General features: G+C 35.7%; 17 protein-coding genes and 1 pseudogene. 13 read left to right on the forward strand and 5 right to left on the reverse strand.

The annotated features are described in order from the left end of the window. Positions 1-36: 36 nt before the first annotated feature. Genes LZ578_RS01675 through LZ578_RS01695 form a run of 5 tightly spaced genes read left to right on the forward strand, consistent with a single transcriptional unit; the run spans position 37 to position 3,348 of the window. Positions 37-390 carry a DNA replication initiation control protein YabA gene (locus tag LZ578_RS01675; protein ID WP_235145621.1) on the forward strand — a complete coding sequence of 118 codons (354 nt, stop codon included), beginning with the start codon at positions 37-39 and terminating at the stop codon, positions 388-390. Beyond that, a complete protein-coding gene (locus tag LZ578_RS01680; protein WP_235145622.1) occupies positions 390-1,157 on the forward strand; it encodes a tRNA1(Val) (adenine(37)-N6)-methyltransferase in 768 nt (255 codons plus the stop codon). Before LZ578_RS01675 ends, LZ578_RS01680 begins: the two co-directional genes overlap by 1 nt. Further along, the gene (locus LZ578_RS01685; RefSeq protein WP_235145623.1) at positions 1,147-1,452 is read left to right on the forward strand and encodes a GIY-YIG nuclease family protein; all 306 of its coding nucleotides are present in this window, start codon (positions 1,147-1,149) and stop codon (positions 1,450-1,452) included. Before LZ578_RS01680 ends, LZ578_RS01685 begins: the two co-directional genes overlap by 11 nt. Then, positions 1,449-2,318, forward strand: coding sequence for a 16S rRNA (cytidine(1402)-2'-O)-methyltransferase (gene rsmI / locus LZ578_RS01690; RefSeq protein ID WP_235145624.1), 870 nt, complete (start codon positions 1,449-1,451; stop codon positions 2,316-2,318). Before LZ578_RS01685 ends, rsmI begins: the two co-directional genes overlap by 4 nt. Before the next feature lie 13 nt (positions 2,319-2,331). Next, the gene (locus tag LZ578_RS01695; protein WP_235145625.1) at positions 2,332-3,348 is read left to right on the forward strand and encodes a YdcF family protein; all 1,017 of its coding nucleotides are present in this window, start codon (positions 2,332-2,334) and stop codon (positions 3,346-3,348) included. Between the two features lie 39 nt (positions 3,349-3,387). Here the strand turns inward: LZ578_RS01695 and mscL are convergent, their stop codons facing one another. The 5 genes and pseudogenes from mscL to proB form a co-directional block, all read right to left on the reverse strand. Beyond that, positions 3,388-3,798, reverse strand: coding sequence for a large conductance mechanosensitive channel protein MscL (gene mscL, locus LZ578_RS01700; RefSeq protein WP_235145626.1), 411 nt, complete (start codon positions 3,796-3,798; stop codon positions 3,388-3,390). Beyond that, positions 3,791-4,393, reverse strand: coding sequence for an FAD-binding oxidoreductase (locus LZ578_RS12390; protein ID WP_311198605.1), 603 nt, complete (start codon positions 4,391-4,393; stop codon positions 3,791-3,793). The genes mscL and LZ578_RS12390 overlap by 8 nt, the downstream gene beginning before the upstream one ends. Then, positions 4,360-4,941, reverse strand: coding sequence for an FAD-binding oxidoreductase (locus tag LZ578_RS12395; protein ID WP_255763905.1), 582 nt, complete (start codon positions 4,939-4,941; stop codon positions 4,360-4,362). Before LZ578_RS12395 ends, LZ578_RS12390 begins: the two co-directional genes overlap by 34 nt. Positions 4,942-4,957: 16 nt before the next feature. Then, positions 4,958-6,228, reverse strand: a pseudogene (locus LZ578_RS01710) (glutamate-5-semialdehyde dehydrogenase). A gap of 16 nt (positions 6,229-6,244) precedes the next feature. Next, the gene (proB, locus tag LZ578_RS01715) at positions 6,245-7,048 is read right to left on the reverse strand and encodes a glutamate 5-kinase (RefSeq protein ID WP_396326701.1); all 804 of its coding nucleotides are present in this window, start codon (positions 7,046-7,048) and stop codon (positions 6,245-6,247) included. A 224-nt stretch (positions 7,049-7,272) separates the two neighbouring features. On the opposite strand from proB, the gene LZ578_RS01720 reads away from it, so the two are divergent. The 8 genes from LZ578_RS01720 to LZ578_RS01755 all read left to right on the forward strand — a co-directional run bounded on the left by LZ578_RS01720 (position 7,273) and on the right by LZ578_RS01755 (position 13,178). Beyond that, positions 7,273-8,013: a GntR family transcriptional regulator gene (locus tag LZ578_RS01720; RefSeq protein ID WP_235145628.1), complete on the forward strand. Its 741-nt coding sequence runs from the start codon at positions 7,273-7,275 to the stop codon at positions 8,011-8,013. A gap of 35 nt (positions 8,014-8,048) precedes the next feature. Next, positions 8,049-9,254, forward strand: coding sequence for a glycoside hydrolase family 88 protein (locus LZ578_RS01725; protein ID WP_311198586.1), 1,206 nt, complete (start codon positions 8,049-8,051; stop codon positions 9,252-9,254). A gap of 19 nt (positions 9,255-9,273) precedes the next feature. Then, complete coding sequence (locus LZ578_RS01730) at positions 9,274-9,777, forward strand: PTS sugar transporter subunit IIB (RefSeq protein WP_235145630.1); 504 nt, start codon at positions 9,274-9,276, stop codon at positions 9,775-9,777. 14 nt (positions 9,778-9,791) lie between these two features. Continuing rightward, positions 9,792-10,583: a PTS sugar transporter subunit IIC gene (locus tag LZ578_RS01735; protein WP_235145631.1), complete on the forward strand. Its 792-nt coding sequence runs from the start codon at positions 9,792-9,794 to the stop codon at positions 10,581-10,583. After that, positions 10,573-11,397, forward strand: coding sequence for a PTS system mannose/fructose/sorbose family transporter subunit IID (locus LZ578_RS01740; RefSeq protein WP_235145632.1), 825 nt, complete (start codon positions 10,573-10,575; stop codon positions 11,395-11,397). Before LZ578_RS01735 ends, LZ578_RS01740 begins: the two co-directional genes overlap by 11 nt. 8 nt (positions 11,398-11,405) lie before the next feature. Further along, the gene (locus tag LZ578_RS01745) at positions 11,406-11,825 is read left to right on the forward strand and encodes a hypothetical protein (RefSeq protein ID WP_235145633.1); all 420 of its coding nucleotides are present in this window, start codon (positions 11,406-11,408) and stop codon (positions 11,823-11,825) included. Positions 11,826-11,838: 13 nt separating this feature from the next. Next, on the forward strand, positions 11,839-12,111 hold the full coding sequence (locus LZ578_RS01750) for a preprotein translocase subunit YajC (protein ID WP_235145634.1): 273 nt from the start codon (positions 11,839-11,841) through the stop codon (positions 12,109-12,111). 242 nt (positions 12,112-12,353) lie between these two features. Next, on the forward strand, positions 12,354-13,178 hold the full coding sequence (locus tag LZ578_RS01755) for a PTS system mannose/fructose/sorbose family transporter subunit IID (protein ID WP_235145635.1): 825 nt from the start codon (positions 12,354-12,356) through the stop codon (positions 13,176-13,178). The last annotated feature ends 9 nt before the right edge of the window (positions 13,179-13,187 follow it).

Here is a 13,187-nt window from a genome sequence, read left to right on the forward strand (position 1 = left end):
GCTAATAGGGAAAACAAGAAATAGTGAGTGAAAGAAATGGATAAACGTACATTGTTTGATAAATTCCATCGGGTGGATACAAACATTTCATCTGTAGGAGAAGACTTGAAAGAAATTCAAGAAAAAATGAATCATTTAATTGAAGAAAATGCTACATTACAAATTGAAAACCAACACCTTCGAGATCGTATTGAGTATATGACAAAAGAAATTGTTCCAAATCTGGAAGAAAGTGAGCCAGAAATGTCAAAATCACGTCAAAACCTTCAAAAGCTATATGAAGATGGGTTCCATGTATGTAATGTCTATTTTGGTACTCGAAGAATACATGATGAATCTTGTGTATTTTGTTTAGACGTAATTTATGGTGAACGGGAGCAACAGAGTTAATGGAAAAAGAACAGATGAGAAAAATTCTCCTGAAAAAAGGAGAACGTTTAGATGTTTTGAAAAGAGAAAATATCGAAATCATTCAAAGTTCATCCGTTTTTTCTTTTTCTTTAGATGCGGTCTTGTTAGCTGACTTTGCTTCTGTCCCTCGTGTACGGAGTGCGAAAATTGTAGATTTATGTTCTGGAAATGGAGCTGTTGCGTTTTTACTTACTGGGAAGACGAACAATCCAGTTGTAGGGATAGAAATTCAAGAAAAGCTAATTGATATGGCGAGAAGAACAGTAGAATTAAATCAGTTAGAAGAACGAGTTACGTTTATTCATGCGGATATAAAAAAAATAACCGATCAGATTAGGCCAGACTCTGTGGATGTGATTACCTGTAATCCACCGTACTTTAAAGATTTACCAACCAGTACAAAGAATACAAATGATGCGTTTACGTTAGCTCGTCATGAAATATTACTCTCTTTGCCGGAACTAATGAAAAAATCCAGCCAATTATTAAAAATGAATGGTCACGCTTATTTTGTACATCGTCCAGATCGTTTGTTGGATATTTTGGATTCCTTAAGAAACAATCGACTAGCACCGAAACGGATTCAATTTGTATATCCCCGTATGGGTAAAGACGCGAATATGATTTTAATTGAAGCCATCAAAGATGGAAAAGAAGATGGACTTAAAATTCTACCTCCTTTGTATGTCCATGATCAGACCGGTGATTATTCGCAGGAAGTGAAAGAGATTCTCTTTGGGGAATAAAGAAGAAGGAAAACAAGAACGTCGTCATTACTTCTATGTGCTTGTTTGTGCAGATGGTTCTTTTTATGCAGGGTATACAACGGACCCAGTACGAAGAGAAAAAGAGCATAATGCTGGAATTGGTTCTAAATATACAAAAAGTAGGCGTCCTGTGAACATGATTCACTATGAATCTTTTGAGACTCGAAGTGACGCTACAAAAGCAGAAGCAGCTTTTAAAAAACTAAGGCGTGCTGAAAAAGAAAAAAGACTATCAAAATGGCAAAAAAAAAATAAGGAGGTACAAGAAAAATGAATATTCAAAAAAGTTACCGGGAACATTCTTCGGGGACCTTATATCTTGTACCCACTCCTATCGGGAATTTGGGAGATATGACATACCGTGCAGTTGATACGTTGAAAGAAGTAGATGTGATTGCTTCGGAAGACACCAGAAATACACGGAAACTTTTAAATCATTTTGATATTACAACCCCGCAAATTAGTTTTCATGAGCATAATACACAAGAACGTATTCCTCAATTGGTAGATAGACTATTAGCAGGAGAATCTATCGCACAAGTGAGTGATGCAGGAATGCCTTCTATTAGCGACCCTGGTCATGAACTGGTTGTTGCCAGTATAGAGTCCGGAATTCCTGTTGTTCCATTACCAGGAGCAAATGCAGGGCTTACAGCCTTGATTGCTTCAGGACTCTCTCCACAACCATTTACATTTATTGGTTTTTTGAAACGAAAGAAAAAAGATCAGGTAGCACAATGGGAATTACTCAAAAATAAAACAGAAACACTTATTTTTTATGAATCACCCCATCGACTACGGGATATGATAAAAAACTTAGAATCTGTTTTAGGAAGTGAGCGTCAAGTAGTTATCTGTCGAGAACTAACCAAACGATATGAAGAGTTCATTCGTGGGAATGCAGCCGAGGTATTAGAGTGGTTGCAAGAAACAGAAGTTAAAGGTGAAATTTGTGTGATGGTAGCTGGAAATAGCCATCCAATAGAAGAAGCAACAACTATTTTCCCAAGCGATATGAAAGAACATGTGCAGTTATTGATAGATGAAGAAGAAATTTCATCTAAAGAAGCCATAAAAAAAGTAGCAAAAATCCGTCAAATAAAAAAACAAGAAGTATATCAACTATTTCATGAACTTTAAAAGGAGGAGCAAGATGGTATTTTATGGATTAGCAATTTTATCCGGTACTATTTTGATGAACCTCTTTTTTAAGCGTAAAGAGGATCGAGGAAGAGGTTTCTTTTTGTTTATTACCGTTCTTCTCGTTTTTTTTGGTGTACTTCAACGGAGTTCTTTTCCAATAGAGGTACAGTTCTTACGCTTATTGACTCAATTAATAAAAATATCGTTAAATCTGGCGCCATACGTGCTCGCTTTGTTTAGTGTTGGAGTTATTTTACGCTCCTATCTTCGCTTAAAAAAGCGAAGGTGGTCTCGTAAGTATGCTGTTTTATTTTCTACAGGAATCTTTTTATTGATCCTTCTTTTCCTCATTTTAGCGAATCATTTGTGGATAAAGAACCAAATGGTTTATACACTAGAATTTATGTTAGGTGTGTTTTTTTTATATGTGTTGATTACATTTTTAGGCTTTGTTTTTTTAGCCTTTTTATATCGATTGATTCGTCCTGATTTAGAAAAAGACTACATTATTATTTTAGGGTCAGGTTTGCTACCAAATGGTAAAATCAGTTTGCTATTAAAATATCGTCTAGATGAAGCTCTTCTTTTTCACCACAAGCAAAAAAAACGAGGTATTCCGCTTTCTTGTATTATTGTCAGTGGAGGGAAAAGTACAGATGAGTCGATTTCAGAAGCAACTGTGATGAAGGATTATCTAGTTGAAAAGGGTATTTTAGAAAAACAAATTATAATGGAAGATCAATCGGTCAATACCCATCAAAATTTTCTATATAGTAGAGATATAATTGGAAATCTAACGGAACATACAAAGATTGTTTTTATTACTAATAATTTCCATGTTTTAAGAAGTGGAGTCTATGCTCGTCGTGCGAGTGTACATGCAGAAGGGATTGGTGCGAAAACACCTTTTCATTATTTACCTTATGCGTTGATTCGAGAATACCTAGCACTGATGTTTATCTATCGAACTTATTATTTTTATATTTTAATTATTTTTCTTGGCTTTTCTCTTATGTTGTATAGATAAAATAAAAAAACAACTGAGTTTTCTCAGTTGTTTTTTTTATTATAGATTAGTATGATCAATATCTTCTGGTTTTGAATTTTGAGAAGCCAAAAGGTCTCTAATTTCCATAAGGTATTGTTCTGCAACAGGTATTTCTGCTTCTACTTGATCGGCTTCAGGATGTTTACGTCTGAAGGTATTTGCTGCTTTAATAACTGCGAATAACACAAGGGCGACAATTAGAAAATCAATAATAGATTGCAAGAAAAGTCCGTAATGTAAGGTTGCTGTACCAATTTGAGTTGTCAGTTCTTCGACAGAAGATTTTTGGGTTAGAGCTACGATAATAGGTGAAATAATATCATTTACAAGTGAATTAACGATTGCAGAGAAAGCTGCTCCAATAATAACCCCGACTGCCAAGTCCATAACATTTCCACGTGTGATAAATTCTTTAAATTCTTTAATCATTTTTATTTCCTCCAATATTATTATTCATATTTTTTAAATAAATACCTGGATCATACTCTTCCAAGGAAAGTTCTGATGGTTTTCCTTGGGCTAGTAATGCAAGTTGAAAGCCAATATAAGGGCCGGTAGTCAATCCAGAAGAACCTAGACCACTTGCAACGAATACCGAAGTAGAGTTCGGAAGGAAACCAAAGAAAGGACTAAAGTCAGAGGTATAAGCTCTTGTGCCAACTTTCTCACCAATGAGGGTCGCATTCTGAAGACTTGTTAAGATTTCTGTTCCACCTCGGATAAGCTGGTTGATTACTTCTTTATCTGGATGAAGATCATAGCCCTTTTCATTTTCATGACTGGCTCCGACGTAATAGGTTCCTTTTCCTACGGGTAAAATATCAATTTCACCGGTAGGGATCAGAACAGGAAGACTTCCATTTTTTTGATTGTCGGTTTGTAGAACAGCTAACTGTCCTTTTTGACCACGGACATCCACCTTCCAACCAAGTGGTTCTAATACTTGTGGAAGCCAAGCACCAGTTGCTAAAATGATTTTATCAAAGACTTCTATATCCGTATTATTTTTACGTACAACATAGATGTCTTCTTTTTTTCAAGATTAACCTTTTCTCGAATAATTTGGCCACCATTTTTTTGGACAGTTGTTAAGAGAGAGTCAACGAGTTTACGACCATCTACTCTTGCGCCACCTTCTACATGGAGGCCATTTTTCTGATTCTGTAGAGAAGGAAGAAGATCGAGAAGTTGTTCTTCATTTAAAATCGTTAAAGTCCCAATTTCTGGAGCCAACTTTCTTCTTTCTAAACCTATTTCATAGAGTTCTTTTGTTTGTTTTAGAGTCTTTTTTAAAAGAATTGCTCCTGAACGAGTATAAAAGGTAGTATCTGCCATTCTTTTTTCTAAATCGTCAAATAAGGTGTGATAGAAAGCAGCACCACCGGATGCCAGTCGATACCATTTTTTATTTCTTCTTTTAGACAACCAAGGACAAATAATTCCTGCAGCAGCAGAAGTAGCCTGTCCCGTTCCTTCGTCAAAAACCGTTACTGAATATCCTGCTTCGGACAGATAGAAGGCAGCAGTTGCTCCTACTACTCCCCCACCAATAATTGCAATAGATTTTGTCATTCAATCCTCCTTTCTTTTATTTATCGCTTTTAGAACCTGTTGTACCACGGATTTCTCCTTCGCCTCTAATAATGTACTTATAAGAGGTTAACTCTTTTACTCCCATGGGTCCTCGTGCATGGAGCTTTTGGGTGCTAATTCCAATTTCACCTCCTAAGCCAAAACAACCGCCATCAGTAAAACGTGATGATGCATTTACATATACAGCAGCAGCGTCAACATCTTGTAAAAAACTCTGAGAGGTTTCCAAGTTGTCTGTAACAATGACCTCGGAATGACCGGTAGAGTGTTTTTCAATATGGGCGATTGCTTCTTCATAGTCGTTTACAACTTTCACAGCGAGAATGAAATCTAAAAATTCAGTATCGTAGTCGTCTTCCGTGACAGGAACAGCTGTGGAGATTATTTCACAGGTTTTTTTATCTCCTCTAATTTCCACATGGAAAGGTTGTAATGCTTTAGCAAAAAGAGGTAAGTAGTCAGCAGCAACCGCTTCATGAACTAGTAACGTTTCGATAGCGTTGCAGACTGATGGGCGGTCACACTTTGCATTAACCAATATTTGGGTTGCCATTTCCAAATTGGCTGCTTGATCAATATATAAATGGCAGTTTCCTACACCTGTTTCAATAACGGGTACTGTAGCATTTTTCATAACCGTTCGAATTAAGTTTGCACCCCCTCGAGGAATTAAACAATCTAAGTAATCGTTCATTTGCATGAAAGCGGTCGCTAATTCACGAGAAGGATCTGGAATCAACTGGATAGACTCTTTAGGTAAACCTGCATGTTCCAGCCCGTCCTGAAGAGCATTTAGGATTGCTTGGTTAGAGGCTAGAGCTTCTTTCCCCCCCTTAAAATAACAGCATTTCCTGATTTAAAACAAAGAGCAGCTGCATCTGAAGTAACATTCGGTCTGGATTCGTAGATGATTCCAATTACTCCTAATGGAACTCTTTGTTTGCCGATTTTCAGACCATTATCAGTTGATACTTCTTCAATGGATCCAATAGGGTCAGGTAATTCAGCGATTTGATGGATGCTTTGTGCCATAGCATGAATTCGATTTTTTGTAAGGGTCAATCGCTCTATCATTGGAGTTGTTAACTTATTTTTGTGTGCTTGTAGTACATCTTTCTGATTGGCTTCTAAAATGATTTCTTCATGTTCATACAAAGCTTTTTCCATGGAAAATAAGGCTTCATTTTTCTTTTCAGTAGTAGCTTTACGAAGAAGTGTAGCAGCCTGAGTAGCATGTTTTCCCATTTCATTCAGCATCTTGTTCATGAGATTCCTCCTTTTTTTAATCCTGATTCGTAAAGTATGTTCCGATTTTTTCTCCCTTTAAAACAGAAAAAATAAGAGTAGGATCCTCTGCTTTGGCTAGAATCATTTCTTGATCATTCTGGAGAAGATAACGAGCAGCTTTTAGCTTAGTAGTCATTCCACCTGTTCCAAAAGAAGTACCCGTTCCATCTGCTAAATCCATATCAGATTTTGTGATAGAATGGATGGTGTGAAATATTTTTGCATCCGAGTGAATCATTGGGTTTTTGTCAAAAAAACCTTCAACATCAGAAAGCATAATTAATAAATCAGCATGGATGACAACTGAAACAATAGAAGAAAGACGATCGTTGTCTCCAAACTTTGTTTCGTGATCTAATTCATCAACAGCAACGGTGTCGTTTTCGTTTACGATAGGAATAATTCCCATTTGGAGAAGTTCCTCGAAAGCATTTACAGCATTTTCATAACTTTCAGGAAATTCTACAATATCACGAGTCATTAAAATTTGAGCAACCATTTGATTGTAATGAGAGAAGAATCTACTATATATATTCATCATCTCACTTTGGCCAACCGCTGCAATTGCTTGTTGTTCTGGAATCGTTTGAGGACGTTCTTTTAATCCTAGCTTATTCATTCCTACACCTATTGCACCAGAAGAAACTAATACAATTTCTTTACCATGATTTCTTAAAACACTTAACACATAGGCCAAACGATCAAATTGCTGATAATCTACTGTACCATCGGAATTCATCAAAGAGCTTGTTCCAATTTTAATGACTATTCTTTTAGTAGTTAATAATCTTGGTCTTATTTGCTTCATAATATACTCCTCTTCTATAGTAGTTTGGGGAAGAATCTGCTTTATAGTTATTGATATATTAACATGGATTCGTTTAGAAGCGTAAGAAATATGAGATAAATAGGGACTTTTTAAAAAAAGTAAAAAAAGAGCTTGTAAAACGATTTCAAAGTAGTATTATAGTATTAAGGGGTTAACGTGTTAAGTGAATACACAAAAAAAGGTGAGCGAGGCATATGGAGTATAAATATGAAAAAGTAAAAAAAGATATTCAAGATAAGATAGAAAATGGTGAGTTTAAGCCAGGGGATCGCGTGTACTCAGAGGATGAAATTAAAAAGAAACATATGGTAAGTAGTACAACGGCAGTGAAAGCGCTCCAAGAGTTGGTTACTGAAGGGTATTTAATCAGACGACAAGGAGAAGGAACATTTGTCCGAAAAAATTATAAACACCAACGCGTCTTTTTTGATGAAGAATTGCCTGTCTTACAAAAATTAAAAAGAAATAAGACGCAGGAAGTACAAGAAAAAAGTGAAATTATTTCTATCGAAATCGTAAAAGATTCACGGGTTGCGAAGAAATTAAAATTAAACTCTCGTGAAGACATTGTACTTTTTTGTAGAAAAGGAACGCTAAACGAAACCCCTTGGACATTGAGTTATAGTTATATCGCTTTTTCTCATCTAAAAGAAATAGAAAATATAGAAGAACTCCATATAAATTCGCTCTCAGATTTTCTGGAGAAGCAACTAGGTGTTAGAGTTTATGACGCACCGATGACACAAAGTTATTCTATCCTACCTCTATTAGATGAAAAGGAAGCAAATTTACTAAAAACTCCTAAAGAAACTCCTGTCTTTTATAGTGAACGTATTAATTATTACCCCGATAATAAACCGTTTCAATATACAGAAACCTATATTCATCACCGGTACTATAGGTTACAAATTTCTACAGAAATACCAGAAGAATAAGATTTATCTAGTAAATCAAAAATATAGAAATAGAGGTGTATGTTTTGGAAAACAGAAGATTAACTCTAGAACCGTTACTGAATAGTGAGCGTTACTTCCAAGAAGGACTCTTAAACAAAAGTACGGTAGAGAAAGCAATTGAAGAAGCAATCAAAAAAATAGATAACAACATGGTACATTTGGGAGAAAGATTCCCTGAACCAGCAACCGCCAATAACACTTATAAATCAATGAATAATGTAGAGTGGACAAACGGATTCTGGACCGGTCAACTATGGTTGGCATATGAAGCAACGGGTGATGAAAAATATCGCGAGCTTGCAGATAAGCACGTTGCTTCTTTCTTACATCGAATTGAAGAAAACATTGAAGTAGAGCACCATGACTTAGGATTCTTATATGTCCCTTCATGTGTAGCTGCGTATAAATTAACAGGAAGTGAAGATGCAAAGAAAGCTGCTTTACTTGCTGCTGATAAATTAATGACTCGTTTCCATGAAAAAGGTGAATTTATTCAAGCGTGGGGTGAGTTGGGTGCGAAAGACAACTACCGTTTAATCGTAGATTGCATGCTAAATATTCCTCTTTTCTACTGGGCAAGTGAAGTTACTGGTGATGAGAAATACAAAGAAGCAGCTATTAAACACTATCAAACAACTGTTAAATATGCGATTCGTGATGATGCTTCTGCATTCCATACATTCTATTTTGATCCTGAAACAGGAGAACCTATTGGCGGAAAAACAAGACAAGGGTACAGTGATGACTCCAGCTGGGCACGTGGACAAGCATGGTTGATTTACGGAATTGCTCTTAACTATCTTCATGTACCAGAAGAAGAAGCGATTGATAACTATGAAGCTGTTACCAACTACTTCTTAAATCGATTGCCAGAAGATTTTGTTTGCTACTGGGATTTAATCTTTACAAAAGAAGAAGATCAACAATCTCGTGATACATCTGCTGCAGCAATTGCAGTTTGTGGAATGAACTTTATGGATCAGTTCCTACCAGCTACTCATCCACGCAAAGAAGTTTTCCGTCACGCAAGCAGTGCTATGTTGAAAGAATTAATTGAAGAATATACAGAAGTAAAAGCAGATGGCATCGTTCCTCTTATTACTGAAGGCGTATACTCATGGCATTCAGGAAAAGGTGTAAGTGAAGGAAATACATGGGGAGATTACTTCTACTTGGAAGCACTCATTCGCTATCATAAAGACTGGAAAATGTACTGGTAAAAAGAGAGGGGAAATTAAAATGACAGAACCAAATATTAAAATGGTACGGATTGATCAACGTTTAATACACGGACAAGGACAATTATGGATTAGTTCCTTAGGAGTAAACTTAGTAATCTGTGCAAATGATGCTGCAGCAAATAATCAAATGCAACAAACCCTAATGAAAACGGTTGTACCAAAGAATATTGCAATGCGCTTTTTTACAATTGATAGAACAAATGAAGTAATTTTTAAAGCAGCTCCTCATCAAAGTATTTTTGTTGTTGTTGAATCACCAAAAGATGCTTTACGATTAGTAGAGGGTGGATTCCCAATGAAAGAATTGAACGTAGGGAACATTCATGCTGCTGAAGGAAAGAAAAAAGTATCTCAATTTATCCACTTAGGTGAAGAAGATACAAGAGCATTAAAAAAATTACGAGATGAGCATGGTGTTATATTCAATACAAAAACATCTCCTGTATCAAGTGATGGAACAGACACAATTCATGCATTAAATAAAGCACTAGACCAAGCTTAAGGAGATAATAAACTATGGAATTTACAGTATCAATAGGAAGTGCGTTGCTAATAGGATTAATTACCGCTATCTGTTTTGCAGGGCAACTTTTAGGAATTTATACAAACCGCGTTTTAGTACTTTCGTTTTTTGTTGGTTGGGTTTTAGGTGATATACCTACTGCTCTAACAATGGGAGCTCTAGGGGAGCTAGCATTCATGGGGTTCGGTGTTGGTGCAGGTGGAACAGTACCTCCGAATCCAATGGGTCCCGGAATTGTCGGAACAATCATGGCTATTACTTTAAAAGGTAGTGGGATGACTGTTGAAACAGCTCTTGCTCTTTCTTATCCATTTGCTGTTCTTTTCCAGTTAGCAATTACAGCAACATATACAGCATTATCCGGATTACCTGCTGCCATAAATAAGGCAATTGATGAAGAGAAATATGGTAAATTTAAAATTTTAAGTAATGCAACATTGGTAGCATTCTTAATTATTGGATTCTCAATTGGTTTCTTATCTGCAATTAGTATTTCTTCCCTACAATCATTTGTAGAAGCTTTCCCTGTATGGTTGATTGATGGATTAACAGTTGCTGGTGGATTATTACCTGCAGTCGGATTCGCCATGATCATGAGTGTTATGCTTAAAAAAGAATACATCCCATACATCCTATTAGGTTATGTATGTATCGCTTACTTAAACTTACCAGTTATGGGTGTAGCGGTAGTAGGAGCAGTATTCGGCCTAATTGACTACTTTAGAAATGATGATGTAGTAGCAGTAGCAGTAGTAGACGAGGAGGACTTCAGTGGTGGAATCTAATACAGTACATACTCCAAAATTAACAAAAAAAGATTATTTGATTACGTCTTTACGTTCATATTTTTTACAAAACGGATTTAACTATACAACTTATCAAGGAACGAGTTACGCATATACCATTTTCCCAGCATTGAAAAAAATATATGCAGGAAAACCTGAAGAACTCAAGTCTGCACTTAAGGGAAACGTAGAATTTTATAATACAAATCCACAGATGGTTCCTTTTATTACTAGCCTTCAATTGACAATGTTAGATCATGGTGAAGACGTAGAAGATGCTCGTGCTATCAAACTAGCATTGATGGGTCCTTTATCTGGTATTGGTGATTCTATCGCTCAATTCGGACTTGCACCATTGTTTTCTACCTTATTTGCTGGAATGGCACTAGATGGAATTAAGTATGCTCCCATCCTATTTCTTCTTTCTTTAGTTGGTAGCTTTTTAGCTGTCAAAATTGGAATGGGTTCATTGGGTTATAAATTAGGAACAAGTGTTATTGAAACATTGAGTGAGCAAATCAATAAAATTTCAAGAGCAGCAACAATCATTGGAATTACTGTAATTTCAGGATTAGCTATTAACTTTGTAAAAGCAAATATCGCCCTTCAATTTTCAACTACTCTAGAAACAGGCGAAGAACAAGTGATTGCTTTTCAAACGATTCTCGACCAAATTCTTCCAAAAATGTTACCAGCTTTGTTGACTATTGGTGTTTATTATTTAATCAAAAAATACAAATGGACTACCTATAAAATAATTGGATTATTAATTGTTTTAGGAATCGTCGGTTCTGTTTTAGGGATTCTAGGTTAGGAGTAAATATGTATAAAATTGTCATAATAGGGAATGGACAGTATCCAGATGGAGTTCTCTCAGCGTTGGATGTATTGATAGGGAAAAATGAAAATATAATGGCTATCAATAGTAATGATGATCATACACAATTACAACTCGAAAAAGACCTTACTTCAGTTCTTCAAAAACATGAGGAAGTACTTATCTTTGCTGATTTGAATGGTGGAGTGCATCATCAAACTGCAGCCAAAGTTATTCTCGAAAATAAATTTTCTTCTAAACAAACGGTTATTTCGGAAGCACCACTAGGATTAATTCTAGAACTTTCAATGAAATTTTTATATATGGAACTTTCGGAGTTGGAACAAAACTCCTTCCTCGAAAAAGCTATTGAAAAAAGTAAAGAAAAAATGGTCTATATAAATAGTGGGATGGTGGAAGGATAATGGAAAAAATACTTTGGATCATTGTGATCATTGTTTCCGTCCTAGGATTCATAGTCATTCCGGTTCTCCAACAACGAGGCCAAAAAAAGAAAAAGATTCTTTCCTTCAATTTCAAAATAAATTGAAGGTAGGAGATTTTATAGTGATGGCCTCTGGTATTTTTGGCGAAATCGTTGCTATAGAAGAAACAAAATATAAAATAGCAATTGATCATCAAACTATTATAGAGGTTATGCCAGGCTCTATTGTTGGAATTGATAGAGCAAAGCAAGATGCGCTTAAGTAATTTCTAATGATTATTCATTATACTATGAGTAAGTGAACTCTTCTGTTGTATTCTTATAAAGATTGAGAGGTTCATCATTCATAGGGAGTACATTACAGATTGAATTTGCTATGATTATGAACAAGGTTATGCTTAAAAAAGAGTGATATTCAGATGTTGCGATTGGGTCGTATTCTTAGAAGCAAATCAATTTTTAAAAGAAATGTTGTTGCATAGCAGCTTGAACAGAAGAGGAGGAAAAAATGGAATCTGATAAGTCAAAGGTGCCTCAATTAACCAAAAAAGATTATCTTATTACTTCTTTACGATCTTATTTCTTACAAAGTTCATTTAACTATACAACGTACCAAGGACATAGTTACGCGTATACGATTTTCCCAGCACTAAAAAAAATATATGCTGGGAAACCGGATGAATTAAAAATGGTTCTCAAAGAAAATATAGAATTTTATAATACGAATCCACAAACGGTGCCGTTTATCACAAACCTTCAATTATCCATGATCGATCAAGGAGAAAGCCTAGAAGATGCTCGTTCTGCTAAACTAGCATTGATGGGTCCCTTGTCTGGTATTGGTGACTCTGTTGCTCAATTTGGACTTGCTCCCTTGCTCTCTGCTTTATTTGCAGGGATGGCATTAGAGGGAATTACTTCTGCTCCTATCCTATTTCTACTATTTTTAGTAGGTAGTTTAATGGCTTTTAAAGTAGGAATAGGTTCTTTAGGATATCGATTAGGTACGAGTGTGATTGAGACACTAAGTGAGCAAATTAATAAAATTTCGAGAGCAGCTACAATTGTTGGGATGACTGTTATTTCAGGATTAGCTGTAAACGTTATAAAAACAAATATAACCCTTCAATTTTCGACGACACTGGATACAGGGGAGCAACAAGTCATTGCTTTCCAAACCATTCTTGATCAAATTCTTCCAAAAATGTTACCAGCATTGTTAGTCATTGGAGTGTACTATTTAATTAAAAAATATAACTGGACGACTTATAAAATTATCGGCCTATTGATTGTTCTAGGAATGGTAGGTTCTATCCTAGGAATCTTAGGGTGAATTGATTTT

The sequence above is a fragment of the Jeotgalibaca sp. MA1X17-3 genome (assembly GCF_021513155.1).
Classification (GTDB): Bacteria; Bacillota; Bacilli; order Lactobacillales; family Aerococcaceae; genus Jeotgalibaca.